This window comes from Halomonas bluephagenesis, assembly GCF_054790765.1.
In genome coordinates, this window is sequence record NZ_CP133631.1 from 1,781,397 (window position 1) to 1,807,884 (window position 26,488).

The 26,488-nt window shown below is 53.7% G+C and carries 21 protein-coding genes; 14 read left to right on the forward strand and 7 right to left on the reverse strand.

All coding sequences use genetic code 11. The annotated features are described in order from the left end of the window. Positions 1 to 120: 120 nt before the first annotated feature. A complete protein-coding gene (locus REH51_RS07805; protein WP_498937466.1) occupies positions 121 to 1,176 on the forward strand; it encodes a TRAP transporter substrate-binding protein in 1,056 nt (351 codons plus the stop codon). A gap of 116 nt (positions 1,177 to 1,292) precedes the next feature. On the opposite strand, the gene REH51_RS07810 is transcribed toward REH51_RS07805, so the two are convergent. Continuing rightward, positions 1,293 to 1,520, reverse strand: a complete 228-nt coding sequence (locus tag REH51_RS07810; RefSeq protein WP_143759727.1) for a hypothetical protein — start codon at positions 1,518 to 1,520, stop codon at positions 1,293 to 1,295. A gap of 5 nt (positions 1,521 to 1,525) precedes the next feature. Further along, positions 1,526 to 3,205: an FAD-dependent monooxygenase gene (locus REH51_RS07815; RefSeq protein WP_498937468.1), complete on the reverse strand. Its 1,680-nt coding sequence runs from the start codon at positions 3,203 to 3,205 to the stop codon at positions 1,526 to 1,528. Positions 3,206 to 3,375: 170 nt separating this feature from the next. Between REH51_RS07815 and REH51_RS07820 the strand changes: the two genes are divergently transcribed. Together REH51_RS07820 and REH51_RS07825 are read left to right on the forward strand one after the other, a co-directional pair. After that, on the forward strand, positions 3,376 to 4,161 hold the full coding sequence (locus REH51_RS07820; protein WP_009723099.1) for a helix-turn-helix transcriptional regulator: 786 nt from the start codon (positions 3,376 to 3,378) through the stop codon (positions 4,159 to 4,161). A gap of 154 nt (positions 4,162 to 4,315) precedes the next feature. After that, positions 4,316 to 4,762, forward strand: coding sequence for a DUF6455 family protein (locus REH51_RS07825; RefSeq protein ID WP_498937470.1), 447 nt, complete (start codon positions 4,316 to 4,318; stop codon positions 4,760 to 4,762). Between the two features lie 105 nt (positions 4,763 to 4,867). Here REH51_RS07825 and REH51_RS07830 read toward each other — a convergent pair whose 3' ends face one another. The 3 genes from REH51_RS07830 to REH51_RS07840 all read right to left on the reverse strand — a co-directional run bounded on the left by REH51_RS07830 (position 4,868) and on the right by REH51_RS07840 (position 8,834). Then, on the reverse strand, positions 4,868 to 6,328 hold the full coding sequence (locus REH51_RS07830; protein WP_009723101.1) for a sodium-dependent transporter: 1,461 nt from the start codon (positions 6,326 to 6,328) through the stop codon (positions 4,868 to 4,870). 381 nt (positions 6,329 to 6,709) lie between these two features. After that, positions 6,710 to 8,272 carry a sigma-54-dependent transcriptional regulator gene (locus REH51_RS07835; protein WP_498937472.1) on the reverse strand — a complete coding sequence of 521 codons (1,563 nt, stop codon included), beginning with the start codon at positions 8,270 to 8,272 and terminating at the stop codon, positions 6,710 to 6,712. A gap of 85 nt (positions 8,273 to 8,357) precedes the next feature. Beyond that, positions 8,358 to 8,834 carry an Lrp/AsnC family transcriptional regulator gene (locus REH51_RS07840; protein WP_009723103.1) on the reverse strand — a complete coding sequence of 159 codons (477 nt, stop codon included), beginning with the start codon at positions 8,832 to 8,834 and terminating at the stop codon, positions 8,358 to 8,360. Between the two features lie 129 nt (positions 8,835 to 8,963). On the opposite strand from REH51_RS07840, the gene hppD reads away from it, so the two are divergent. From hppD to REH51_RS07880, 8 genes are all read left to right on the forward strand, one after another. Further along, positions 8,964 to 10,070 (forward strand): 4-hydroxyphenylpyruvate dioxygenase, encoded by a 1,107-nt coding sequence (gene hppD / locus REH51_RS07845; RefSeq protein WP_498937474.1) that lies wholly within the window; start codon positions 8,964 to 8,966, stop codon positions 10,068 to 10,070. Between the two features lie 45 nt (positions 10,071 to 10,115). Further along, positions 10,116 to 10,481: a Rieske (2Fe-2S) protein gene (locus tag REH51_RS07850; RefSeq protein ID WP_009723105.1), complete on the forward strand. Its 366-nt coding sequence runs from the start codon at positions 10,116 to 10,118 to the stop codon at positions 10,479 to 10,481. Positions 10,482 to 10,909: 428 nt separating this feature from the next. After that, positions 10,910 to 12,487, forward strand: a complete 1,578-nt coding sequence (locus tag REH51_RS07855; protein ID WP_009723106.1) for a pyridoxal phosphate-dependent decarboxylase family protein — start codon at positions 10,910 to 10,912, stop codon at positions 12,485 to 12,487. 18 nt (positions 12,488 to 12,505) lie between these two features. After that, entirely contained in the window at positions 12,506 to 13,834 is a 1,329-nt protein-coding gene (locus REH51_RS07860; RefSeq protein WP_009723107.1) for a lysine N(6)-hydroxylase/L-ornithine N(5)-oxygenase family protein, read from the forward strand. Next, positions 13,831 to 15,006: an MFS transporter gene (locus tag REH51_RS07865; protein WP_498937476.1), complete on the forward strand. Its 1,176-nt coding sequence runs from the start codon at positions 13,831 to 13,833 to the stop codon at positions 15,004 to 15,006. The genes REH51_RS07860 and REH51_RS07865 overlap by 4 nt, the downstream gene beginning before the upstream one ends. A gap of 2 nt (positions 15,007 to 15,008) precedes the next feature. Further along, positions 15,009 to 17,456 (forward strand): GNAT family N-acetyltransferase, encoded by a 2,448-nt coding sequence (locus REH51_RS07870; RefSeq protein WP_009723109.1) that lies wholly within the window; start codon positions 15,009 to 15,011, stop codon positions 17,454 to 17,456. Positions 17,457 to 17,541: 85 nt separating this feature from the next. Further along, positions 17,542 to 18,063 carry an RNA polymerase sigma factor gene (locus tag REH51_RS07875; protein ID WP_498937478.1) on the forward strand — a complete coding sequence of 174 codons (522 nt, stop codon included), beginning with the start codon at positions 17,542 to 17,544 and terminating at the stop codon, positions 18,061 to 18,063. A gap of 125 nt (positions 18,064 to 18,188) precedes the next feature. Next, the gene (locus tag REH51_RS07880; protein ID WP_009723111.1) at positions 18,189 to 19,115 is read left to right on the forward strand and encodes a YihY/virulence factor BrkB family protein; all 927 of its coding nucleotides are present in this window, start codon (positions 18,189 to 18,191) and stop codon (positions 19,113 to 19,115) included. Between the two features lie 10 nt (positions 19,116 to 19,125). Here the strand turns inward: REH51_RS07880 and REH51_RS07885 are convergent, their stop codons facing one another. Both REH51_RS07885 and REH51_RS07890 read right to left on the reverse strand, forming a co-directional pair. After that, the gene (locus REH51_RS07885) at positions 19,126 to 20,313 is read right to left on the reverse strand and encodes a toxic anion resistance protein (protein WP_039868887.1); all 1,188 of its coding nucleotides are present in this window, start codon (positions 20,311 to 20,313) and stop codon (positions 19,126 to 19,128) included. 85 nt (positions 20,314 to 20,398) lie between these two features. Beyond that, the gene (locus REH51_RS07890) at positions 20,399 to 21,340 is read right to left on the reverse strand and encodes a hypothetical protein (RefSeq protein WP_009723113.1); all 942 of its coding nucleotides are present in this window, start codon (positions 21,338 to 21,340) and stop codon (positions 20,399 to 20,401) included. Between the two features lie 556 nt (positions 21,341 to 21,896). Between REH51_RS07890 and dndB the strand changes: the two genes are divergently transcribed. From dndB to dndD, 3 genes are read left to right on the forward strand one after another with little or no spacing between them, the layout of a single operon-like run. After that, the gene (gene dndB / locus REH51_RS07895; RefSeq protein WP_039868890.1) at positions 21,897 to 22,973 is read left to right on the forward strand and encodes a DNA sulfur modification protein DndB; all 1,077 of its coding nucleotides are present in this window, start codon (positions 21,897 to 21,899) and stop codon (positions 22,971 to 22,973) included. Beyond that, on the forward strand, positions 22,970 to 24,493 hold the full coding sequence (gene dndC, locus REH51_RS07900; protein ID WP_009723115.1) for a DNA phosphorothioation system sulfurtransferase DndC: 1,524 nt from the start codon (positions 22,970 to 22,972) through the stop codon (positions 24,491 to 24,493). The genes dndB and dndC overlap by 4 nt, the downstream gene beginning before the upstream one ends. Beyond that, the gene (gene dndD / locus REH51_RS07905; RefSeq protein ID WP_498937480.1) at positions 24,493 to 26,487 is read left to right on the forward strand and encodes a DNA sulfur modification protein DndD; all 1,995 of its coding nucleotides are present in this window, start codon (positions 24,493 to 24,495) and stop codon (positions 26,485 to 26,487) included. The genes dndC and dndD overlap by 1 nt, the downstream gene beginning before the upstream one ends. Position 26,488 lies beyond the last annotated feature (1 nt).

Here is a 26,488-nt window from a genome sequence, read left to right on the forward strand (position 1 = left end):
GCTGCCCGAGAAGGCGCCACTTGCTCGGGGTTAGGCGTTACTAATAACAACGTTACCAACAACAACACAGGTGCTAGGTTTTCGTACGAGGACTAATAGCGCCGGTTCTGGAGCTTTGAAATGAAACAACCAGCTCGCTTACTAGTGGGTGCCATCGCTATTTCAAGCATGGCGTTCAGTATGTCTTCCTTTGCCCAGGCAACGATCACCGTTAGCACGTGGGGCGGGCCTAATCACGGTGTTAATACCATTGTTTGGCCGACCTGGAAGGCATGGATCGAAAAAGCCACTGATGACCGTGTCACGGTAGAAGTGGTGCACGACATGGGGCCTCCTCCTGCACAAATGGAGATCGTTGCTGATGGTATTGCGGACGCCAGCTGGATTTTTCACGCCCACATGGCAGGCCGCTTTCTAGCAACTCAGTTGCCTGAGTTCCCTACGTTTGAGGAGTTCTCCTCAGAAGATGCTTCCGCTGCTTATTGGCATACCCATCAAGAATATTTGCAGCAAGCTGACGAGCACCGTGGCGTTGATGTGGTGGCGATGGGCGTGCATGGCCCAGGCCAAATATTTACCCGTGATCAAATAAGCTCAATTGATGAGCTTGCTGGCAAGCGGCTGCGCGTGGGCGGCGGAGTGATGAGTGGCTTAGCCGAGGCAATGTCGGTGACCGGTGTTGCCATTCCTCCGACAGGCACCTACGAAGCGGCCTCCCAGGGCGTCGTTGACGGTGCGATGCTAACGCTTGAAAGCTTGCGCAGCTTTCGCGTGGCTGAAGTAGCCCCACACACCCTTACCGTAGACGGCGGTTTCTACCGCGGCAGCTTTGCGATTATTATGAACCCAATGTTCTGGGACCAAGTATCGGACGAAGACCGCGCGGCGATTGAAAGCGTATCGGGCGAGCGGCTTTCACGTCTGTTTGGCTACATGATGGATGTTTCCGACCAGCGCGGCGTTGAATTTGGTGAAGAAAACGGCGCGACCTTTACCCAAGCATCGGAACAAGACATTGATCACCTACGGGGCGTCGCTAGCAACTTGCAGGATGCCTGGAGCGAGTCAGTGAAGAGCCGTGATGTGGACGCGCCAGCAGCGCTTGCCTTCTTTCATGAGCAGTTAGTCAATGCAGCGGCCGAAGAAAGTATCGCAGGGAGTGTTGTTAGTCACTGAGCCGTTTCTTACTAAGCGTTTTTTATTAAACGTACTGCTAAACGCTCTTTATCAAACACGCTTCATCAAACACTCCTTATTAAAGAGGGGAAGCGCTTCTTTCCCCTCTTCTTTATTCACTCATCCAGGCTGGAACCTTCACGCGCCTCATTAATCGCCGTTACTACCTGATTGATATCGGGTATCCGATGGGCCAGTGCCAGTGCCAGCTGAGCCAGGAAGAGTGTTTGCTGCTTCTCAGGCATCGAATCCAGCGTGACGGCCAGCTGTTCATAAACCTGTTCAAGATCAGCAAACGGCAAAGCTGCTTGTGAAGAGGCGGTTTGTGTCGATATCGCTGTCATGAGCATTATTCTCCCAGAGCTGTCTTGAAAGCGGTGATGAGGAAAGCCGCTTCAAGTGCTTTCCAGCGGGCCGTAATATGACGGTCAGGTCGGACTAAGTAAGCGCTTCCAGAGCTGGCATCATAACCATCAAAGCAAGCACCCTGGTGATCAATCAAAGTGGTAAAAAGCGCCGGGCTGGCATGGCGAGCAATTACCAGCACATCCAGGCCACGGTAGTCCTCCTGAAGATCAGCCAAGGCGCTCTGTAGCTCAGGCGTTACGCTGCCGTCCTCACTAAACACTAACAGGTTAAACCCTACCCCCAAGTGGTCGAGCAAGAAGTTATTTTCGCCTAACCGGCGATTGATTAACGGTGCGCCAGGCATCGGACCAGCACTAAACCCGGCGTCATCCTCTGCCGTCACTGGGCTTTCAGCATAGGTGTAGGGCGTGACCTGCCTAGGGTCGGCAAAACGGCTTGCGTAGTCGTTACGTAGTGCCAGCGATAGCGCAGCATCTCGCATCAAACGATATCCCTGACTGGGTGGAGTCATGAAGCGAGTGCTCTTACCGGCATTCGCGAAGACATCCAATGTGGCACCGCGTCGTTCTGGACTGTAGCTATCCAATAGTTTCTCGGAAGCCTCACCTTTCAGCACCCACGCTAGCTTCCAAGCGGCGTTAACCGCATCGGCCAGCCCGTTGTTGAGCCCACGCACACCAAAAATGGGAACTAAATGGGCGCTGTCGCCAATAAATAGCACACGGCCATGGCGATAATCGTCGAGGGCCAGCGTGTAGGCTTTGTAAAGGCTCCACCACTCAAGCTGCCACTCTCCCTCTTCGCCTAGCATCTCGATGATCATGCCAACGCGTTCGCGAATAGCGCTTTCGGTAACGGCCTGGTCGGGGCTTTCATTCGGCAACAGTTGATAGTCGATACGCCAGATATCATCAGGCTGTTTATGCACCAGCAGAGTAGATTCAGGCATTACCGAAGGACTAAAAAAAGCCCTGCGCTCAGTTGGAAAGTCAGACGTCATGCGTACATCAGCAATCACATAGCGCCCTTCATAGGACTCACCGTGCAAGGGCAGGTCAAACGACTTGCGCACAACACTACGCCCACCATCCGCCGCCAGCAGATAGTCGGCCTCCAGCTGATACTCCCCCTCCGGAGTGGAAACACGTAGTATCACGCCGGTGTCATGCTGCGTGACATCGCTAACTGCCTGCTGCCAGCGCATTTCGATTAAGGGGCTTTCCATCGCCTTATCAACCAGAAACTGCTCAATATACTGCTGTTGCAAGTTATACATTGGCAGAAAGCGCTCGTGCTCTGAGTGTGGCATCTCAAAACGATAGACTTCCTGATCATGAAAATAGGAGCGCCCTTGTGTCCAGCCAAGTGCTTTGTCGATAAAGCGCTGCGCAACGCCTAATTGCTGGAGTATTTCCAAGCTATGGCGGGAAAGACAGATCGCCCTGGAACCGTCGTTGAGCGTCGCCTTATCATCCAGCAGTACTGACTGAACGCCTTGACGCGCCAGCTCCAGTGCGGCGGCGACGCCCACGGGGCCTGCCCCCACAATAGCGACCCGGTGCTGCTTTTTCTCACCTTTCAATTCATCGGGACATACAAAGGGGAAATGCGGATAATCGAAATACAACGAGTCAAGCTCACCTTTGCCTTCTGGTCGCATACCGCTCTCCTGCTAATGTTATTTTTAAAATTGGTGCTTTACGGAAGATGTATAGGCCGTATGGAGATAGCCTACACTGAAGGTTTTAAGGGGGTTGTCCCGTAAAAAACGGGACACGACTGCCTTTAGCCACCAGCAGCTTTAACTCATCTCGTTATGGCGGGGGACACGTGAACGAAACTGCTAACACCCAGCTAATCGAATGGGGAAACCTTCTGCCGAGCGTGGCGACATGCATTGAGGCAGTGGAAAGAGACAACTTCGAAAGCCAACTGCTTGCGTTACTGCATCAAGCCGTTGGTATCGAGCAATGTATGATTTTTGGCTACTCGACGAGCGGTAACATCGACTGCTTGCTGGCTGCCAATCATCAGCTTCCACGCGTTGCCGACCGCCTGGCTCAGATCTACGTTAGTGGCCTGTTCCGGCAGGATCCTAATTACCTGCAGCTAAGCCGACTGGCAGGCCAGCCGGAAAATACATCTACCGACGCCTTGACCACCATGCAGGTTGAGGCAATGTCACCGGCGTATCGTAGTCACCTGTTTGCGTTTCCAGATCTTGTTGACAAGGTATCACTCAACATTGCCGCCAAAGAGGGCGCTTATTATCTTAATCTTTATCGAGGTACTCGGAGAGGCCCCTTCACCTCAGCTAATCTGAATTGCTTAAATAGCTTAGCGCCACTGTTGACCAGTTTAATTCGCCGTCATTACAGCAACGCCCCCGCCAGACCCGAGCAGCTTAGTTCTCGCGAAGCCGCTGCGCTTGCCCCGTTATCTGAACGCGAGCGTCAGCTGTGTCTCTATTTACTACGTGGCCACACGCTCAAAACAGCGGCGGCCAAACTTGATATCGCTTTTTCAACCACTGAAACCTACCGCAAGCGTGCCTACGCCAAGCTGGGCGTAACATCTAAGGCAGGCTTAGTCGCGCTTTGCAAAGTAGGTACCTAGGAGAAGGCCTTCGTAACGCTGTCACCGCTGCCTAGCGGCAAGCATGCCCCGCCTCTCTGTTTCATTTGAAACCAATTTGATCCGCGTCAAGATAGTCCGTCTCCCGCCGGTTAATACTGATGTCATCATCAAGAACACCTGAGAGGGAATGACCATGGATACTGCCCAGAACACAGAAACCACCTCTTGGTGGGGACGCCTGACAGAACGCTGCTATGCAACGTCAACTGCGACGTTAGCCCGTAACGTAAAGCAGGAGGCAAGCGCTAGCTATGATGCGCTTATCAATGATTTGGAGAGACCGCTAGAGCCACGCTTTGAACAGGCAGTGGCAAGGCAACTGTCGGCAAGCCAACCGGCGCATTTCCGTCCAGCTAGAACCTTGATGCCGGTAATGATGCAACGCTTTGGGCTTAACGAGAGTGCGCTTGAAGAAGGCGGACTGATCAATCATGCCGACTATGCTGCACTGCGTGACACTTGCACCGCCTGCGCAGCCGTTGGCGATTGCTGGAAAGCGATGCGGGCCAGTGCCAAGCTTGATGAATGCCGCCGCTTATGCCCCAACGCAACTGCCTTTGATGCCTTAGCGGCACAGTGAAGCGGTGCTGATTGAAACTCCAGCAACGTATCCCTCTAACGCAAAGCGCTCCCATCAACAGTGGATGGGAGCGCTTTTTAACTTAGCCTTGTTTCTGAAATGACTTCAGGAAGCTTGGTGACGCAGTCGAGGGCTAGCCAATTCTCCCACCACGGTAATGATCACCAGCAGAGCTAGCAACCACGGCCACTGAGTGCCCACCTGGAGGGTGGCAAGGCCCAGCGCATCGATGAAAATTAACACGATGCCTAACGGGCTGACGTAACGCACCATAAACAGCCATAGCATATGCTGAGTGCGGGTGAGACCCAGTTCTTCCCTGAATATTTCATTACGCAGCAGGAAGCCTGCCATCAGTGCCATACCCAAGCCACCTAACGGCATCATCCAGCGGGAGGTTAGGTAGTCCAGCCAGTCGAAGAAGTTGCGGCCTGCAAACGACCAATCCGCTCCCATATTGAATGACAGCATTGCCAAGGTGCTCACCAACCACAGCACGATACCCACACCCCACGATGCCCGTTTACGCGTCATCCCTTTGCTTGCAACGAGCCAGGCCACTGTCGCCTCGATCATCGAAATCGACGATGTAAGTGCGGCCATCGACAACATCACAAAGAACAGGACGCCAAACAACGTACCAAACGGCATTGCTTGGAAGGCCAATGGCAAACTCATGAAGATCAACCCTGGTCCTTGGCCGGGATTCATTCCGTTAGCGAAAATAATCGGGAAAATAGCCAAGCCAGCCATCAGAGCGACAACGGTATCAGCAATGGCCACGCTGAATGTCGTACGCGCGATGGAGTGCCCTTCTGGCAGGTAAGAGCCGTAGGTAAGAATCGCACCGGACGCGAGCGACAAGGTAAAGAAGGCATGCCCCAGTGCCGCCAACAACCCTTCACTGCTTAACCCTTCAGTATTGAAAGAGAACAGAAAAGACCATGCTTCAGCAAAGCCACCGGAAAAAGCCCCGTAGCCAATCAGTATGCCCAGCATGATGACCATGCCTGGCATCATCCAACTGACACTCTTTTCAATGCCCGCTTGTACGCCCTTGCCCACGATGAACATGGTTAGCACCGTCACCAGCGTGCTCCAGGCGCCTAGCGTGAAAGGATTGGCATTATTCGCGGCGAAAATTGCCGCCATGTCATCGACGCTGTTGCCCGCCAGTCCGCCGCTCAGCATTTTCCACAGATAGGAAAATGACCAGCCAGCGACCACCACATAGAACGACAGGATCATGAACCCACAGAGCATGGCCATCCAACCGAAGATCGACCAAAAACTGCCATGGCCCGATTCATGTACCACTCGGCGGATAGCGTCAATCGGGCTGCCCCTTCCACGGCGGCCAAAGCTGATTTCAGCCATCATGATAGGAACACCTACCGCCAATATGCAGGCCAGATAGACCAGCACAAAAGCGCCACCCCCGAACTCGCCAGTGATGTAAGGAAACTTCCAGATATTACCCAGGCCCACTGCAGAACCAGTGGCTGCCAGTACAAACCCCCAGCGCCCCAGCCACAGCGTTTTGGGAGGCGTATTTGTCGTTGTCATTGGGAAACCTTATAAATTTATATTGTTTTTTAGGCTATTTATTGTTGAGCAGCTAGAACAGCTACTTAAGAGCGATTAGCTGCCTATAAAAGCCAACCAACTGCGGTCAACCGGTCATAAAGAGCAATCTATAAGGAGTCTATGGGGATAGCGATAGGGCAGGAATGGGGTTAAATCGCATTCGGCGAGACGCTGCCCGTATAAACGGGCCGCAACTGTAAATTAATCGTTACATTTAAGAAGAAATGCCGGAAGGTGGGGTCCAGCCGTTGCTTTTTCCTGACACCCCGTAAACAAATCGTGACAGTTAATTTACCTGTCATAAGGACTTTTTTAAGAATTCGCTTAAGTATCCTCTTGAGGACTGTTTTAAGGACTGCTTTAAGGGCTGTCTTGGGCACCAATGCCATAACGTTTGAGCTTATTGGCAATAGTGGTATGCGAAACGCCTAACCGCTTTCCTAACTGGCGACTGGAGGGGTACTGCTGATACAGCGTACTTAAGATATTTCTTTCCACCTCACCTAGCATGTCACTCAAGCTTCCCTCTAATGGAATACCCGCCAGTTCAGAAGACGCTTCGCTATGGGGAAGGCGCAAATGCACCGGCTGAATGGTCTTCTCTTCACACAGCGACACCGCCTGGAACAGAACATTTTCCAGCTGACGCACATTACCCGGCCAGTCGTAGCGGGTGATTTTTTCCAACGCTGCAGGCGAAAGCTCCGGCAAAGGGCAGCCTATCTGACGCGCCGCACGATCAAGCACATAGGCCGCCAACTCTTCGATGCCGTCCAAGCATTCACGTAAAGGTGGCACCTGTAGCGAAAGCACATGGAGCCGATGATAAAGATCCAGCCGAAACAGTCCTTCGCTACACAGCTGAGGCAGGTTTTGTTGGGTGGCACAGATCACTCTGACATCCAGGAAGGTTTCCTCCTCGCTCCCCACACGCCGGAAGCCGCCATCCTGAAGAAAGCGCAATAGCTTCGTCTGCAGCCGTGAGCTCATTTCACCGACTTCATCCAGAAAGACCGTGCCGCCCTCATTAAGCTCTAGAAGGCCAAGCTTGCCTTCTGGGCGAGCGCCCTCGAAGGCACCGGGTGCGTAACCGAAGAGCTCTGTCTCGGCCATTGATTCGGGAAGCCCAGCACAGTTCAGAACCACAAACGGCGCTTGTCCGCGCGGGCTTGCTAAATGACAGGCGCGGGCCACCAGTTCTTTCCCAGTCCCCGTTTCACCCACAATCAACAGCGGTGCATCCAGCGGCGCCATGCGACGCGCCTCGTTAATCACGGCTGACAACCGCGAACTCGACTGAAAGATAGCCTCAAAACCACGCAGTTCCTGGCGCTGCACCTGATAAATACGTGCACCGATACGGTCGGCACGGTGCAACGTCACCACCGCCCCGGCTAATGAGTCCACTTTCGTGTCTTCGGTGTGCAGAGGCGCAATATCGGCAAGATAGGTGTCACCTTTTAGTTTGATCCGCAGCCCATTGATGCGTGAGTTGTTGCGGCGAATCAAATCGGGAAGATCGACTTCGTCAAGGTAACGATCCAGCGAGAGCCCTGGCACTTCTTGAACACGCACCCCCAACACCTGAACGGCGATACGATTGGCCGCTACAATCCGACCCTGCATATCTATCGACATGACAGGGTCAGAAAGCGAGGATAACAGCGCATCCAATTCCAAATGACGGCGCTCACTGGGCATCAAGTTAGCGCGCTTAACCCCAAACACGCCGGGGATGGCTTCTAATACCGGCTTAAGTGTCAGTAGCTGCGCATTGAGTAATTTCGGGACATGTAAATAGATGGTATTGCCCTGATCCCCGCCTACTTCTCCCCGCGCGACATTAATTCGATAGTCAGCAAACTGAGCCACTATATCGCGAAGAATGCCGATTCGATTCTGACAGTAAAATTTAAGACGCATAGAACCCTCAGGGCATAAAAAAATCACTTACTTAACAAGCCTTTGATTAGGCGTTGCCTGAAAAGCCGGCGATTTCGGACAGAGCCTAGCTACCACTCACCGGCAGTCCCTGCTCCTCTTTCATACTACGCAGTATGATTTCAGAGCGAACCTGGGTGACATTAGGATGAGGCAATAAATGATGATGAATAAAGTCCGAAAATTCGGTTAGGTCCTTGGCGATAACGTGCAATACATAGTCCGCATCCCCCGACACAGAATAGGCCTCACGAACCATGGCGTGTTTTGTCAGTAATGTCACAAAATCATCATCCATGCTTTCACCATGCGCCTTGAGATTCACTCTGGTGATGGCACGCAACCCAAACCCCAAGCTAGTCGCATCTAGTCTCGCCGAATACCCCTTAATCACCCCTTCGGCTTCTAACCGCGCTTTGCGCCGGGAACACTGAGAGGGAGACAGGCTGACGCGCTCACCTAATTCTGAATTGGTGAGGGCTGAGTTCTTTTGCAACACTGATAAAATTGCAAGATCATAACGATCTAAAGAAATCCCGTGCATAGAACACTCCAGTTGCGCACAAGCTGTGCGCTATTTGGCTTCATCCTAGGTTAGTTTGCAACCTAATTGCACCGCCTCTTCCCTATACTGAGCTTGTTAACTTACAAGACAATAATAGGAGAGATAGCGATGGGTCCTTTTCCTCATGACGCGCCAAAAGTAGCCATTAGTGATGCAAACCCAGCGGGTACAGATGGCTTTGAATTTGTTGAATTTGCCCACCCTGAGCCGGAGAAGCTAGACAGTCTGTTTAGGCAAATGGGCTTCGTCCCCGTTGCAAAGCACCGTGACAAGTCAATCACCGTTTATCGTCAGGGTGACATCAACTACCTGCTTAACAGCGAGCCTAACTCGCATGCATCAGCGTTTATTGAGGCGCACGGCCCCTGTGCACCGGCAATGGCTTGGCGTGTTGTTGATGCTCAGCATGCCCTAAAACGTGCTGTTGATTTAGGTGCTGAAGAGTTCACTGGCAATAAATCTATCGACGCACCTGCCGTTATTGGCATTGGCGGCTCGCTGCTTTATTTTATTGATACTTACGGCGAAAAAGGCAGCTGTTACTCAAACGAGTTTGAGTGGTTAGATGAGGAAGACCCTAAGCCTAAAGGATTTGGTTTTTACTATCTTGATCACCTCACTCATAACGTTATTCGTGGCAACATGGACACGTGGTATAAGTTTTATCACGATACCTTTAACTTCCGCGAAATACGCTACTTCGATATCACCGGTAAAGTCACCGGTCTTCCCAGCCGTGCATTAACTTCTCCCGACGGTAAAATCCGTATTCCTATTAACGAGAGTGCCGACGATCACAGCCAGATTGAAGAGTACTTGCGTGAGTATAACGGCGAAGGTATTCAGCATATCGCCATTGCCACAGACGATATCTATACCGGCACTGACTTAATTGCAGCTGAGGGGCTCGAATTTATGCCTGGCCCGCCGAGCATCTATTATGAAAAGTCGCTTGAACGCGTGAAAGACCACCAGGAGCCTCTCGATAAACTTCGTAACCGTGGCATTTTGATTGATGGTGAAGGTGTCGTGGGCGGTGGTGAAACTAGAATTTTGCTACAGATTTTCTCAAAAACAGTGATTGGTCCGATCTTCTTCGAGTTTATCCAACGTAAAGGCGATGATGGTTTTGGAGAGGGCAATTTTAAAGCACTTTTCGAATCCATCGAAGAGGATCAAATTAACCGAGGCGTGTTGCAAAGCACTGCAGAATAGTAAAACGCTGAATAACAAGATTAGCGATATTGAAAAGGAAACCCTGTGCACGACGCTTGGCGTAATTATGCAAATGCCCCCCAAGAGGGGGCTATTGTTTGTCCTTCTAACGTCATACAAGAAGGTAAATCACACTGCCTGGAAATCATTAACAACGACGGATCTTTCCCTGTCATTGCAACGCGCATAGAGGGTGCTATTTATTGCTACGTTAATGCCTGCCCCCACCAATATTTACCTTTAAACTACCGGTCGGACAGTATCATTTCGTCAGATGGAAGCCGTTTGCTATGCAGTGCCCACGGAGCAGCGTTTGATATTAAAACAGGCAACTGCTTAACCGGCGCCTTCGATAAACTTGATGCAATACCAGTATTTGAAGACCAAGAGGGAAACGTATGCATCGGTTAATCTGACATTAAATTAGACTCTTTTAATTTTCTTAACTGATGAAACGGCTTGCCTAATGCCGTTTATTAGCTACGTCCCTGCTAACTCACCTCTGTTCTGCCAGTATTACAGCTTCCTCCCTCTCTCTAGCAATTATCAATTAACACCTACTCGCGAGGTTAGGTGAGCGTCTTCTGCCGCCTATAGATCGCGGAATTTATGTGCCCTCCTTTTTCCAGCTAGACGCTGTTGTCTGCCTCCCCAACAAAAAAATTGCCTTTGCCGGTTCAGAAAGCGGCTGCCGTTACGTCGTTTGTCATGAGTAAAATATAATGATTATCATTTCATTAAATTCACTGGCGTTGCTCCCACTCGGCGCCATGGCAAGAGACGCATAGCTATCGGCAGACCTGCTGCCTTGCAGCACAACGGATAAACGAGATGACACCATGACGACAAAGGTTCTAGACGAGAGCAAGCCCCTCAGCAGTACATTCGCCCCACTGGCAACGAACCAGCTGTTCAATGCCCGCCATTCAGAGGCCTATTGGCAACAGGCCACCCGTTGCATCGACTTAGTAAGGCGCAAGGTAGCTCAAGTAGACCGCCCCTTCACCGGCGCTCGCCCAGAAGAGCTGCGCGGATTGTTCCAAGCCATCGATCTTGACGCCCCGCTTGGCAGCCTGGAGCCTGCTCTCCAAGAGTTGTCACGGCTCTACTTGGATGATGCCGTTTACTTCCACCACCCTCGCTACGTGGCACACCTCAACTGCCCCGTTGTGCTACCAGGCATCCTCGCCGAGGCGATTCTCTCACCAATCAACTCGTCCCTGGACACCTGGGATCAGAGCGCCGGAGGCACCTTCGTCGAGCAGTCGCTCATCGACTGGACAGCTGCCCGCATCGGCCTGGGCCAGGACGCCGATGGCGTCTTCACCAGTGGTGGTACCCAATCGAACCTGATGGCGTTGATGATTGCCCGAGACCATTACGGAGCGTCTCTTGAGGGGCACGGCGGCAATAAGCATGAGGGCCTGTCGGCAGACTTTCGGCGGCTGCGCATTCTCGGCTCGGAGGTCAGTCACTTTAGCTTGCAGAAATCAGCGGCGATCCTCGGGCTTGGCTATCAGGCGGTGATGCCGGTGGCTTGCGACGACCACTACCGTATGAGCCCCGAGTCCCTCAAGACGCGCCTAGAAGAGTGCGTGGCGATGAACCTGATTCCCATCGCTGTGGTCGCCACTGCTGGCACCACCGACTTCGGCAGCATCGACCCTCTCGAGGAGATCGCCGCACTTTGCCGGGAGCATGGTATCTGGCTGCACGTGGATGCCGCTTACGGCGGTGGGTTGCTGTGCTCGCAACGCTACCGTTACCGCCTGGCGGGCATCGAGCACGCCGACTCAGTCACCATCGACTATCACAAAACCTTCTTTCAACCAGTGAGCTGCAGCGCTTTCCTGGTTCGGCGCCGCAGCGACCTGCGTCACGTCACCTATCACGCTGACTATCTCAACCCACGGTGCCAAGCCGAGGCCGGCACCCCCGACCAGGTCAACAAGAGCCTGCAGACGACCAAGCGCTTTGACGCCCTCAAGCCATGGCTGACCCTGCGTATCATGGGCGCCGATGCGCTGGGTGAGATGTTCGAGCGGGTCATCGATTTGGCCAGCGAAGTCCACGACGAGCTAGTCCGCCACCCAGACTTCGAGGTGCTGCTCGATCCTCCCATGAGCACCGTGGTGTTCCGTTACCGCCCAGCTAGCCTGCAGGAAGCAGAACGACATGAACCAGAACTACACGAAACAGAGCTAGACGAGCTCAACACCCACGTGCGCTCGACACTGTCCCGCAACGGCGAAGCGGTAATTGCCGCCACTCGCGTTGGAGGGCGGCTTTACCTCAAGTTCACTCTACTCAACCCAGATACCAGCCTGAAAGATCTGGTGGCCATCATCGAGCGCATCTCTCACCACGGCCAAGCATGGTGCGATGCCCAGACGCCAACCCGCGCAGTTGCTTCCTGATTCCAGCGAGATCCGACCATGACACAGACTGTCCACGACTTTATCGCCATTGGCCTTGGCCCCTTCAACCTTGGCCTAGCCTGCCTCACCGACCCAATTGATGAACTTGATGGCCTCTTCCTCGAACGCAGTGACTGCTTCGATTGGCACCCCGGAATGCTGCTTGAAGATGCCACTCTGCAGACGCCTTTCATGTCAGATCTGGTCACCATGGCCGACCCCACTAGTCGCTTCAGCGTTCTCAACTACCTGAAACAACAGGGCAAGCTCTACAACTTCTATATCCGCGAGAACGTCTTCCTGCTGCGCAAGGAGTACAACCACTACTGCCAGTGGGCAGCCGCCCAACTAGACAGCATCCGCTTCAGCACCGAAGTGACTCGCATCGATCACGACGAGACCGCAGGGGTCTACCGGGTGAGCTGCCGCGACACCCATAGCGGCGAGGCGCAGATCCATCTGGCACGGCGACTGGTGCTTGGCACCGGTACTAGCCCCTATCTGCCGGAGGGCTGCCGAGAAGTAGACCCACGCCCGCTGCACTCCAGCGAGTATTTGCAGCACAAGGCCGAGCTGCAGCGCCAGGAGGCTATCACCCTGATTGGCAGCGGCCAGAGTGCCGCCGAGATCTACCATGATTTGCTCGCTGACATCGACCGCTTCGGCTATCGCCTCGACTGGATCACCCGCTCACCACGCTTCTTCCCACTGGAGTACGGCAAGCTGACCCTGGAGATGACTTCGCCGGACTACATCGATTACTTCCACTCCCTGCCCGAAGCCACTCGCAACGGGTTAATGCAGCGTCAGAAGAGTCTCTACAAGGGCATCAACCTGGAGCTGATTGATGCGATTTACGACCTGCGCTACACCAAGGAGCTGGGCGGCAAGGTCCGTTCCGACCTGCTCACCAACACCAATCTGGAAACCTGCCGCTATGATGCCGAGCGCAGCGAGTACGACCTGACCCTGTGGCACACCGAGCAGCAGCGCCACTACCGTCACCGCACTCCAGCGCTGATCATGGCCACCGGATACCGCTACCATATGCCAGACTTCTTAGCGCCTATCACCTCGCGCATCGCCTTCGACACCGCCGGACGCTATGCCGTAGGCCGCTTCTATGACATCGACGGCGGGCGCGGCGAGCTCTTCGTGCAGAACGCCGAACTGCACACCCACAGCCTGGTGGCTCCAGATTTGGGCATGGGACCCTATCGCAATGCCTGCATCATCCGCGCCTTGACCGGTAGAGAGGTCTACCCCATCGAGAAGCGCATCGCCTACCAGCACTTCGGCGCTCCGAGCGAGGCCGTCTTTGAACCGATGGACGCGGAGCCTGCATGAGACCGACGCCCTGGCTGGTAAGTGTCACCGCCGTGGCGGTGGTCAGCGATTCCATGCTACTGCCCTTCTACCCGCAGTTTTTTGCCGATAGATTCGGGGTGACCGCCCCCGCCCACGTCGGCGGCTACCTGGCCATGAGCTGCCTGGTGGTGATGCTGGCACTGCCCATCTGGGCGTTGCTGGCCCGACGGTTCGGCACTCTGCAGCTGCTGGTGGGCACCCAACTCGTCGCCGGCGGCCTGAGTCTGTCCTGCGCGCTGGTCACTTCACTGCCGCTTTTCTGGGGGCTGTCGCTGGCCATGCTGGTGGCAAAGGCTAGTTACCTGCTGGTCTACCCGTACCTCATGCACTTTGAACCCCAGGACCGCCACGCCACCCTAATCGGCATGCTGTCAGTGGTGGTACATGCTGGCGGCATTCTCGGTGCCATCGTCGGTGGCTTGGTACTGGAGCTCTGGCAGCCGGCCCGCGTGTTCCAGCTGATGGCGGTGAGCGATATTCTCCAGGTGGCGGTTTGCCTGCTGTTGCTCAGCCGCGGACAAGTCCCCCACGCGGCGCCCGCCACTCCAACCTCCCCGAGCGCCAACGGCGCTATTCTGCGCTTGGGTGTGGTGATGCTGCTGTTCACCTTCAGCGCCTATCTGGCACGACCCTTTTTCGCCCAGTACTGGGCGCTAGCCTCGGGCCAACCGAGTGCGACGCTGGCTGGCGCGGTCTTCGCGATTCCCGGCGGTGTCGCCGTAGCGCTGCTGGCTTTCGACTTGTTGGGCCGACGCCCAAGCGGTGCGGCCATCGTTATCCCACTGGCAATCGGCCTCACGGGCCTGCTGCTCCAAGCCAGTGGCGAGGTTATCGCCATCCTAACGGGTCGGCTGCTACTCGGCTGGGCACTGTTTCGCGTCTCTGTGCGCCTGGAAGTACGTCTCTTCCAGCTCAGCACACCAAAACGCTACGCCAGCGACTTCAGCAAAATCCATATCTTCCAGGGGCTCGGCGTGCTCATCGCCTCCTGGGGCGCTGGTCGCTTAGTCGACACCCAGGGCCTGGCCAGCCCCTTTTTCGTCGCGGCGTTAGGTTTCGCTCTCTGCGCCCTCGCCTATCGTCTGCTGCTGGCCGGATCACCGGCGAACAAGCAAGCGCAGCCAACTGATCCCGTTTCTGCAAGGACCTAACCATGAATCTCTTCCAACCGACCCCAACCACGCGCATCACCTACAGCCGCCACGCTCAAGGGCTAGGCTGCTTCAGCCTCCGCCCACTGCACCTGCCCGAGGACCTGCTCCTGATACATGACTGGGTTACCGCACCCCGAGCAAGTTTCTGGGGTATGCAGGGCCACTCTGCTGAGCGCGTTTTTGCCTTCTACCGCGACCTGCAGGAAAGCAATCAAGCACAGGGCTACCTAGGACTATTCAACGATCAACCTGCCTTTCTGGTGGAGTGCTACGACCCGCGCCACGACCCTATCGGTGAGCACTATGATGTGGCCGAGGGCGACCGCGGCATGCACTTCTTAGTGGCTCCTGCCAAGACGCCACTGACCGGTTTCAGCGTCCAAGTGATTACCACTATCCTGGCCTTTATGTTTGAGGACCCCGCTACACGGCGCATCGTGGTGGAGCCGGACGTTAATAACCGCAAGATCCACCCGCTCAACCGCCGAGTAGGCTTTGTGTACGAATGCGAAGTGGAACTGCCCGAGAAGACCGCTCACCTCGCCTTCTGCGACCGCGAGGCGTTCGCCTCGGCAGTGAGCCGCGAAAACCCGCGCCTCACCCAGGTACTGGCCGCCGACCCCACACGGGTCACTTCACACCTAACCCCCGACCACTGGGCTCAGGCCAACCGCTGTCTGACCCGCAAGGCGATTGCTGAGTTCTCCCATGAGCGCCTGCTGGCCCCCGAGGCACTGCACGTGGATACCAAAGGCAACGGCAACTACCGACTGACCGCCCCGAACGCGGCGGTCGAGTACCACTTCCGCGCCCGTTGTCTGGCGCTGGATCACTGGATGATCGACCTCGACTCCCTTGATAAGCGGGTCGATGGGGTCTCAGCCGAGATCGACGCACAGCACTTCATCCTCGAATTCCGCCAGCCCCTGGGGATCAGCGATGAGATGCTGCCGGTTTACCTGGAAGAGATTGCCAGCACCCTGTTCGGCAGCGCCTACAAGCTCGACGACAACCGCCCAGATGCCGATGGGTTGGCCGATGCCGACTTCCAGACGCTGGAGGCGGCCATGACGGAGGGCCATCCTGTCTTTGTGGCTAATAATGGCCGCATGGGCTTTGATGCCGTTGATTACCACGCCTTTGCCCCGGAGGCCGCAGCACCGATCACCCTGGTATGGCTCGCAGTACATCGCGAAGACGCTCATTTCAGTGCCATCGAAGGCCTAGACTACGAGGCACTGCTTTGCGAGGAGCTCGGCACAGCAACATTGAAAGACTTTCACCAACGATTGGAAGATCGTCATCTCGACCCCGCGGACTACCTGATGATGCCCGCTCACCCATGGCAGTGGTTTCACAAGCTAGCAATCACTTTCGCCTCTGAGGTAGCCCGGAACCGCATCGTCTGCCTAGGCTACGGCCACGATCAGTATCAGGCCCAGCAGTCGATCCGTACTTGGTTCAACGTGAGCCAGCCAAATCGGCGCTATGTGAAGACCGCACTGTCGATTCTCAACATGGGCTTTATGCGTGGTCTCTCGCCCAATTACATGCGCGCCACACCGACCATTAACGACTGGATCAAGGCATTGGTCGACGGCGACCCTGAGCTTCGTTCCCAGAGCTTCACGATCCTCCGCGAGGAGGCCGCTATCGGCTTTCGCCGCGACGCTATCGAGCCAGCCTTCGATAGCCGCAGTGCCTACAAGAAGATGCTGGCCTGCCTTTGGCGGGAGAGCCCCATGCGCTACCAGCGCGAAGGTCATCAGCTGATGACCATGGCCGCCTTACTACATGTCGATGCACATCAACGCGCGCTGCTGCCACGGCTAATCTCTATTTCAGGGCTTTCCACCAGCGGCTGGCTGGACCGCTACTTAAGGGTTTACCTGCGCCCGCTGCTGCACTGCTTCTATGCCTATGATCTGGTGTTCATGCCTCACGGAGAAAACCTGATTTTGCAGCTCAAAGACGGAGTTCCGGTGCGCGCCATCATGAAAGACATTGCCGAGGAGATCGCCATCATGAACACCGAGGTGGAGCTGCCCGAGGCCATTTCGCGAATCCGCCTCGATATGCCCGAGCCGCTCAAGGTATTGTCGATCTTCACCGATGTATTTGATTGTTTCCTACGCTTCATGGCGGGGATTCTGGTCGAACAAGGCGACATAACGGAAGACGCTTTCTGGGAGCGGGTGGCACGCTGCGTCGTTGACTACCAACAGGACCATCCTGAGTTCGCTAATAAGTTCGACCAGCACGATCTCTTCGCACCAGCGTTTACCCTCTCCTGCTTAAACAGGCTTCAGCTCAGCGACCATCAACAGATGCTTGATTTGGCCGACCCAGCAAAAAACCTGAAATTCGCCGGCAACCTCGCCAACCCCATTGCCGCCTTCCGGCCCATCGCATGCGCAAGGACAACCCAGCAGCTGGAACTGACCTGAGCCACGACGACACCGGGCCCGCTGCAAGGGCGGGCCCTACAAGAACCAACATCATTCGAGCCCCTGACACCATGATCGTTTTCCCATGACCGACTATCTGGATATCACCCGTCTTTATCGAATGCACGCCGGTGATTTGAATGGCTATTTACGGCAACGGGTACGCTGTCCTGCCCTCGCTGATGACCTCTGTCAGGAGGCGTTTTTGCGCCTGAGCCAACGGCCATCCACCGAAAGTCTTGAAGAGCCACGCGCCTACCTGTTTCGCATCGCCAATAACCTAATGATTGATCATCATCGCCGCTGTCACTCGCGCATTGACCACCAGCCACTCGATGATCCTCGTCTCTGCCTCGCCTGTCCCTACTCTTGCCCAGAAACAGCAACCGAAAGCGCCCTGTGTCAGCGCCAGCTACGGCGAGCCATGGCATCGTTGCCACCACGGCTTCTCCAGGCATTGACCTGGCACCGCCTGGAAGGGCTGACACAAGCCGAGATCGGCCGACGCTTCGGGGGTTCTGAACGCATGGCGGGGCGTTACATCGCCCAGGCGCTAGAACGCTGCCGCAGTGAGCTGACTGGCACCCCGTCGCTGTGTGTGGAATAAACGCCAATCCGATCATTGCCTATCATTTTGCTGGTCTGTGCGTCAGTCTATCCCCTGACTCTTGTTGTCGCTGAACAATCAAACCGCCAGGGCAAAACGTTGGCGTACAAGGAGAATGGCAAGCGATGGGACGCAACCACACAGTACTTAATGCCGTTTTGCTCTTGCTGCCTCGGCTGACCCAATTCGCCTGGCGTGTACTGTGTCATTTCCTGAAAAACCGCGGCATCCTGCTGGCCGGTGGCGTGGGTTACAACATTTTGCTCTCTATCGTGCCGCTATTTGCGGTGCTGGTCGTGCTGTTAACGCAGGTGGTGGATCAACAGCATTTGCTCAACGTTCTCGCCGTACAAGCACGCCACCTAGCACCGGCCCATGCCGAGGTTTTGATGGACGCCGTGCGTGGCCTCCTGGAGTCCCGCGACGTCATCGGCATTCTTAGCTTACCCATCCTGCTACTCTTCAGCTCCTTCGCCTTTCGTATGCTCGAAGATGCCTTGGCGATTATTTTCCATGCGCCAGAAAGCCCCCACATCAAGCGCAGTGTGTGGGTTTCGGTGATGCTGCCTTACGCTTTCATGTTGGTACTAGGGGCGGGGCTGCTGGCCTTAACACTGGTAGTCACTCTGGCTAGCTCGCTCAATACACTGATGATGGCGCTCTTTGAGCGAGAATTGCCGTTTGCAGGGTTTTCCGAACCAGTACTTAACTTATTCAGTTTTGCTGGGGTTTTCTTATTGTTCAGCGCTATCTATAAGGTGCTACCGGTGGTGCGTATCGCGTTACGCCGAGCGATAATCGGCGGTTTCGTCGCGGCGCTGTTATGGGAAGGCGTGCGGCTGCTACTGGTTTATTATTTCACCCACCTCTCGTTCGTCAACGCCGTTTACGGTTCCCTTGCAACGCTGGTCATTGTTCTGATCAGCCTGGAAGTCGGCGCCATCATTTTATTACTGGGCGCCCAGGTCATTGCTGAGCTAGAGCGCAACACACGCCTTGGCCTGCCCTGGCATATTGACCCCGACCGCCAGCCCATCACCCATGTTGATTAAGGTGCACGGCTTACTGGGTTGATGAGGGTTGATCAAAGCGGCCGTCCTGCAGGTGCGATTCACTCCCTTCACGGAGGCGCTCAATGGAGGCGCTGCCCTGTTTGGACAAGGTCGCCAAGCGGTCAATCTGCTCATCCAGCCGCGGCAGCGCTTCTTGGCGATAGGTCGAGAGATCATCAATAGCGCCCATCACCTCACCAAAAGCATCTTCCAGCATTTGCATATCGAGCATCGCCGAAGAAGCACGCTTCTGGATATCCACGCCCTGCTGACGCAGCGCCTTGGCGGTTCCGCCAATCATTTGCGAGGTCGTGGTATTGAGAGCTTCAATGCGATCCAGTACTAGGCGCTGATTAGCCATGCCCATCGCCACGGTGACCGCAACGGTGAGCGCCGAGACGGTGACGTTAATGGCCCTGTCTACCCCACGCATCAACTCCCGATTGTTGCGAATGATCACTTCTAGCGCCAGCACGCCTTGCTGGCTAACGGCCAGTTGCTGCTGAAGATCGACGATGCGCTGACGGAGGGGAAAGAGCAGTTCCTCCTCAAGAAAGTGACGCCGCGGATCATCGACAGCGCGCGTGTCGATGTCATCTTTCAAGCGACGGTCAATCAGGCGACCCAGCGTAACCTGGCGGTTCAATTGGGACAAAATGTTCCTCAGCGCTTGCTGGTCATCGTTCAAGGTGAGGTTGTCACGATGCAACATGTCGCGACCGCCCTCCAACTCGTCGATGATTGCATCCAGCGCCTGCTGAGCGTTCTCAAACTTGCGAAAGTAGCGCTGCAGGCGGCTGTCGAGGCCAGGAATCATCGCCATCACGCGATCCAGGGCACTCGGTGCCAGACGATGGCGGGCAGGATCAAGCCCCTCCATGCGACCACGCAGATCAGATAGCGCCTTGGCGACTGGCCCGCCTTCGTCGCCTTGATGCGCCAGCTGTCGCAGTGGCGTCTGTAGCATGGCGCTGCGGTGGGCCGCTTGCTGCTGCAGTTCAAGCCCCATCTCGTCCACGGCACGACGCTGGTTAACCACCGATGCTTCGTCACCTTCAGCCAGAATTTCCGTGACAAAGCGCTCAGCCATGGCCTCAAGTTCAGGATCAGCACCGGGATCATCGGAAGTAACCGCGTCTGCAATCTCCTCGACTGGCGGTAGGGAAAGGCGACCTGTGTCATCGGATGGCTGAGTCATTGGCATCTCCACTGTCCTTGAAAATCGTTCTTGAAACCGTTCCTAGAAACCGTTCCTAGAAACCGTATGGCAGCACGCTATCGAATTAATCTTTACGCGCATAGCGACCCGCGCCTTCGACGAAATGGCGCAAGTCATCCAGTGCTTTCTCCGTGGTGACCGATGCCTGAGGGCGTGCTGTTTCGATACGCGCCATGGAGACGGCTGTGTCGTCGAGCACGGTCAACGCCGACTCCACCTGAGCCGAGAGCTCCTGAAGCCGCTTTTCAGTCTCGCCGAGCAGATCCAGGCGCCGCATCAAGGCAGCCCGTTCTTGCGTACTCAATCGCTGGCTTTCCCGTGTCAGGCGGTCGCGAACGTAATTACCGTCCACACTCACCACGCTGCGCGCCTGAGAGGCCATGGTGGTCAGCGTATCTACCGACCCAAAACACACCTGCGCGACCAAGCCTTGCGAACGCTCAAAAGCCAGCTCACCACGTTGAAATCGGCCACTGAGCACCTCCATCACATGGTGGTAACGGCTATAGAGGCGGTCAGCCAGGATCGCCAGATCAGGACGCTGAACGTCCAGCAAGCGCTGTTTAGCGTGGCACATTGCCATTACCAAATCATCGGCTCCCTCGGGCGGCGCTGCCGGGTCGAGCACCAACACGCCAGCTTCATGGGTATTGCGCGCTTGTTGAGCACGGCGCTGTTGCGCTTTGGCGGTCATCTCGGCCTGCTGACGACGCGCGCGACGGCGGGCCAGCCAGCCTCTCAGGGTTCGCTCAATGGGCAGTGCCACCGGGATAGCGACAATCCCCGCCAGCCACCCTAGCAGGCTTGGGCTGAAACCGCCCCACAGTGAGGTCAGCCACAGCAACATGCTGATGAAAGGCACTGTCAGGCAATAGCGCAAAATAACATGCAGCCGACCAGGCGCCGCCACCGGAACTGCCAAGCCAGGGTTGAAGAGCCCTACCAACAGCCAGGGCAGGCAGGTCATAAAAAGACCATAGGAAAATCCCTGCAGGAATCCCAACATTGCTTCGGCCACCCTTATGCGTGGAACGCAAATCACAAGATGCAAATACCCAGGATAGTATCACTAAAAACAGGGTATCCAAGATGAGACGTAAATCACTCGGGAGCTGCCAAGCGTTGAGGGTGCAGTGGCAGCTAACTGTTCCACGGCCTAACCCACGAGGATCTCAGCGAAGTAGGCATTGGTAGTCCGCTCAGCACGAAGGAATGACGGTCGGAGGAGTAGGTGGCAGCATATAAGTGCGAGCGAGCAATCGCAGTCTCTTAATACGGATATGTGCTTGGCAAAGGATCAGAACACGGCACTTCCTTAAATCTTCTCAAGACTGTCTAGTGTTTCAGCCACCAATTACTGGAAATACTTAGAGTGGCTAACAATTGGCAATTATATCCAGAAGAAATTTGATTTCATGAATCAAGCTTACAAACGCAATCATTTATCAGTGCTTGTAACCACACAAACACATCAGTCAAAATTGACGACTCATTGACCTGGAAGTCAAAATTTAGTAAGTTAACTTCCATATATTTTTTAACTTCCAGCCGTCGGGGGCTTCATGGCCGAGTTCTCTCATACTTTTCCAGCAGCTCGTGGAATCCAGTCTGGACGGCCATGCTACGTGGCAATGTGCCCGCTTAGATTAGTGCCAAAAATTTTTATCTTTGACGGGCAAGAAGTCCCTCCTGAGCTTCGAGCCCAGCGAGTTCTGAACCGTACTCGTATCCCTGATATTGTAAGTTACCTAGTAGACAACCCTTCTGACTACACGCTCTCTGGTATCACCGCCTCCGTTGATGGGCAGGTTTCGTTTGAGCCCAGCACAGATACGGGACTTGGGCAAAACCTTGGACTGCTGTCTATTCCAATGGACGCTAAGATCTTAATTAACGATGGCCAACACCGCCGGGAGGCTATCGTACAAGCGATTGAGCAAAACCCCGAGCTCGGGTACGACAACATACCAGTGCTCTTCTTCATCGACGACGGCCTTAAGCGCAGCCAACAAATGTTCGCTGACCTTAACAAACACGCAGTGCGGCCAAGCGACTCCATTAGCACACTCTATGATCATCGCGATGCATTATCTGAACTTGCTAGAAATGTTGTTCGTGAAGTGAAAGTGTTTTCAAGACTAACCGAAATGGAGAGATCAAGTATCTCGAATCGGAGCAGTAAATTTTTTACGTTGTCAGCCATAAAAAACGCATCCAAAGCATTACTGATGAAGGGAAAAAATACCCCCATCACGGCAGAAGAGGAGAGTCTAGCAATTCAGTTCTGGAACGAAGTGGCAAAGAACATGCAGGACTGGCAGCTAGCTCTAGAAAAGAAAGTCGCCACTTGTGAACTGCGTGAACAGTATGTTCATGCTCACGGCGTTATGTTGCAGGCTATGGGACAAGTCGGTTCTGATCTTATTTGCAAGCCCAAACCCCAGTGGAGCGCCATTTTACAAGGCCTCCAAAAAATTGATTGGGCGCGTGCAAATAGTGATTGGGAAGGGCGCGCCATGCATCATGGCCGTATCAGCAAAGCACGAAGTAGCGTAGTTCTCAGCAGCAACTACATCAAACAACAGCTCGGTGTTCCGCTTACCCCGACAGAGCAGGAATACGAGGAGTCGTTCAAATGATGGCCGCAGAAGAGAAATTTATTTTTTCAGATCATCTTTCAATGATCCAGGACTACACCATTGGTGGCCGTCCACTCGTAGATTTAGTGCGAGAAATTCAGACTATCTACTGCTCTGATGACCGTCCTTGGATCATTGGCTTTAGCGGTGGCAAAGACTCCACCTGTATTTTATCGCTGATTTATATGGCGCTACTTCAGCTACCTATAGAGAAGCGCAAAAAGCACGTATATGTCGTATCGTCTGACACATTGGTAGAAACCCCTGTCGTCGTTGACATGATCAAGCGAGTAATAGCCACCATCAATGAAGCAGCACCTCGTGAAAGCTTACCTATGAGCGCTCACAGCGTGGTGCCGAAAACCGATCAAACATTTTGGGTAAATTTACTGGGCCGTGGCTACCCAGCGCCGAACCAATCTTTTCGTTGGTGTACGGAGCGAATGAAGATTGATCCTGTCAGCGAGTTCATTCTCGATAAGGTCGCTGAATTCGGTGAAGCCGTTGTCGTATTAGGCTCCCGTAGTCAGGAGAGCGCTTCACGAGCCCAGGTCATCTCTAAGCATAAGATCGACGGCTCTGCCCTAAGCCGTCATAGCTCACTCCCGAATGCATATACGTATATGCCAATCGAAAACTGGTCGGCAGATGAAGTATGGATGTATCTAATGAGCGCCCCTTGCCCCTGGGGGGGCTCTAATAGAGAGCTGCTAGAGCTATACAAAGGGTCCAACCAGGGCGAATGCCCCATTGTTATCGACAAAAGCACCCCCTCTTGTGGCAATAGCCGCTTTGGCTGCTGGACTTGCACCGTTGTTACCGAAGACAAAGCGCTTCACGGTTTGATCGAGTCAGGGGCCAGTTGGATGAAGCCTCTGCTAGCTTTCAGAAACATGCTCTATCAATCTCGGCAACCTGAAAATTCCGAGGAGTATCGCAACTTCCGTCGCCGGACTGGTCGCGTGTCATACAACTCTGGCGATATCAGCGATGACAGCATTCATGAAATTCGCCACATACCTGGCCCTTATTGGCTATCAAAGCGCCAAGAATTTCTTCGTGAACTTCTGACCATTGAGAAAGAAATTAACGAGAGCGGAGAGTCCATCGAACTGATCACGCGACCTGAATTGCATTTGATCAGAAGAGAATGGCTGAGAGATCCAAACGAGCCGGACTGGGAAGACTCCCTGCCCCACATATACCGCGACGTATATGGTGAAGACCTCGACTGGGTGGAAGACGATGCCGGAGCATTCACACGTGCAGACTCGGAAACGTTGGAAAAGCTTTCAGATACGTATGGGGTTCCGTCTGCTCTAATCCGAAAGATGCTTGAAGCAGAGCTTCAGGTGTCGGGCCTTGGAAAACGTAGAGGTATTTTAAATAGCTTGGAAAGCATCCTTCAGCGCGATTGGGAAGAGCTTGAAGCTATCAACGAACGTAATCAGTCCTTTCGCAAGCGTGGCAAGTTGTACGTTGAGGAAGTAAAAGACGAATTTTCAGAGTTTTTGCATTAATGCTTATCAAAGAGCTTACGCTGACCGATTTCCGTGTTTATGCTGGAATCAACCATTTTAATTTAGCGCCCGAAAAGAACTTCGGAAAAACCCGTCCCATTATTCTCTTTGGAGGACTAAATGGTGCGGGTAAGACAAGTATTCTTTTAGGGGTAAGGCTTGCCCTCTACGGGCGCTTATGTCTTGGCTCTACCGTTTCTCAAAAACGTTACGACGAGTTTCTCCTGGACGCTCTACATCACTCAAAAGAGACTGACCGCTCTGCGAACCAGGCATCTGTTGAGCTAACGTTCACGTATGCCAAGCTTGGCACGGAAAACCAATATCATGTTCTACGTGAATGGCAACGGAAGGGAAGCAGTGTCAAAGAAACTCTGACAATCCTTGAAGACGGAACTCTTATCAAAGGTCTCAATTACGACCAAGCGCAGAATTTTCTTAATGAACTTATTCCTGCTGGCGTATCTGACTTGTTCTTTTTCGATGGTGAAAAGATAGCTCAACTAGCGGATGACACAGGTGGAGCCGCTTTAGAGCAATCCATTAAGAAGCTACTGGGACTGGACGTAGTTGAAAGGCTTTCCGGCGATTTGACGGTACTCAACCGCAATCTGACCAAACGATCATCAGCTCAAGAGATTCGAGCTCAAATAGATTCCGAACAATCCAACCTCCAGGATTGCCGTACTCGTGTCGAGTCGATTCGACAAGAGATCACTACGGCTCGTGTTCAACGTGCTGAGATTCAGGATCGAGCGAATAAGATCCAAAAAAGGATTGATGATCGAGGTGGACACTTTTCTACCTCTCGAACACAGCTCATAGATGAATTATCAGAACTGCAAGATAAACGGGAACATCTAGTTTCTCAGATTAATAGCCTTGTATCTGATACGGCACCTATCGCTCTTGCAGAGGAGTTCTGTGCAAGGACGGAGACCCAAATAGAGAGCGACCTAAACCTCCACAGTCTTCTTCAGGAGCGTAGAATTCATGAAGAGTATCGTACGAAACTAATTGAGTCGCTTGACTCAAAGTTATCGGAAGATACTTTAAGCATAGTTCTCAATGGATTAGATACGCTTAACCGATCTTCAAAAGATCGGAGCCTCGATCAGCCAATTCATGATTTGACACCTTCCCAAGCAAGCCACCTTTTCACTACGTTTAATCAGGCTCGAAAGCAGCGTAAAGAAGTATCAACATTATTCGCGTCGTTAAAAAAAATTAAAGCCGCTCTCGATGAGATAGGTGCTTCACTAGCGCGCGCACCAGACGACTCACTGATCGCTACGGATTTCGAGAATCTACAGCAACTACAGCAAAAACTTGGCAGGCTAGACGCTGAAATCGATACCCTTCGAAAATCAGGTAAAGAGACAGCGTACGAGGCTGTTGATATTGCCCGTAGACTTGATCGTCTTTACGAAACCGCTGCGAAATTAAGCGACCAAAAACGTGTACTCGACTATATCAATAATGCGAATGGCCTTCTAACCGACTATGTAGACCAGACAGCTAAAGCTAAAATTCAGGATCTTGAAGTACAGTTCACGGAATGCTTTGCAAAGCTCGCTCGTAAAGAAGATTTGGAACTACAAATCCGTATTGATCCCAAAACTTTTCATGTAAGCCTTCTCTCCGGCAGAGGTAGAGAAATTGCGAAAGATGAGCTTTCTGCCGGTGAAAAGCAGATTTTCGCAATCGCAGTGCTCGAAGCGTTGGCAAAGACCTCAGGACGCCAACTGCCGATGATCGTTGATACCCCTCTAGGGCGACTAGACTCAGAGCATCGAACAAAGCTAATCGAAGGTTATTTTCCAACTGCGAGTCATCAAATGATTGTTCTTTCGACAGATACGGAGGTCGATGAAGCATTTTATTCAGCTCTCTCACCAGATATTTCAGGAGCCTATAAACTCGAATATGACCCTAAAGCAGGAGCAACTCAGGTTCGTGAAGGCTACTTTTGGCAAAAAAAGGAGACAAACTAAC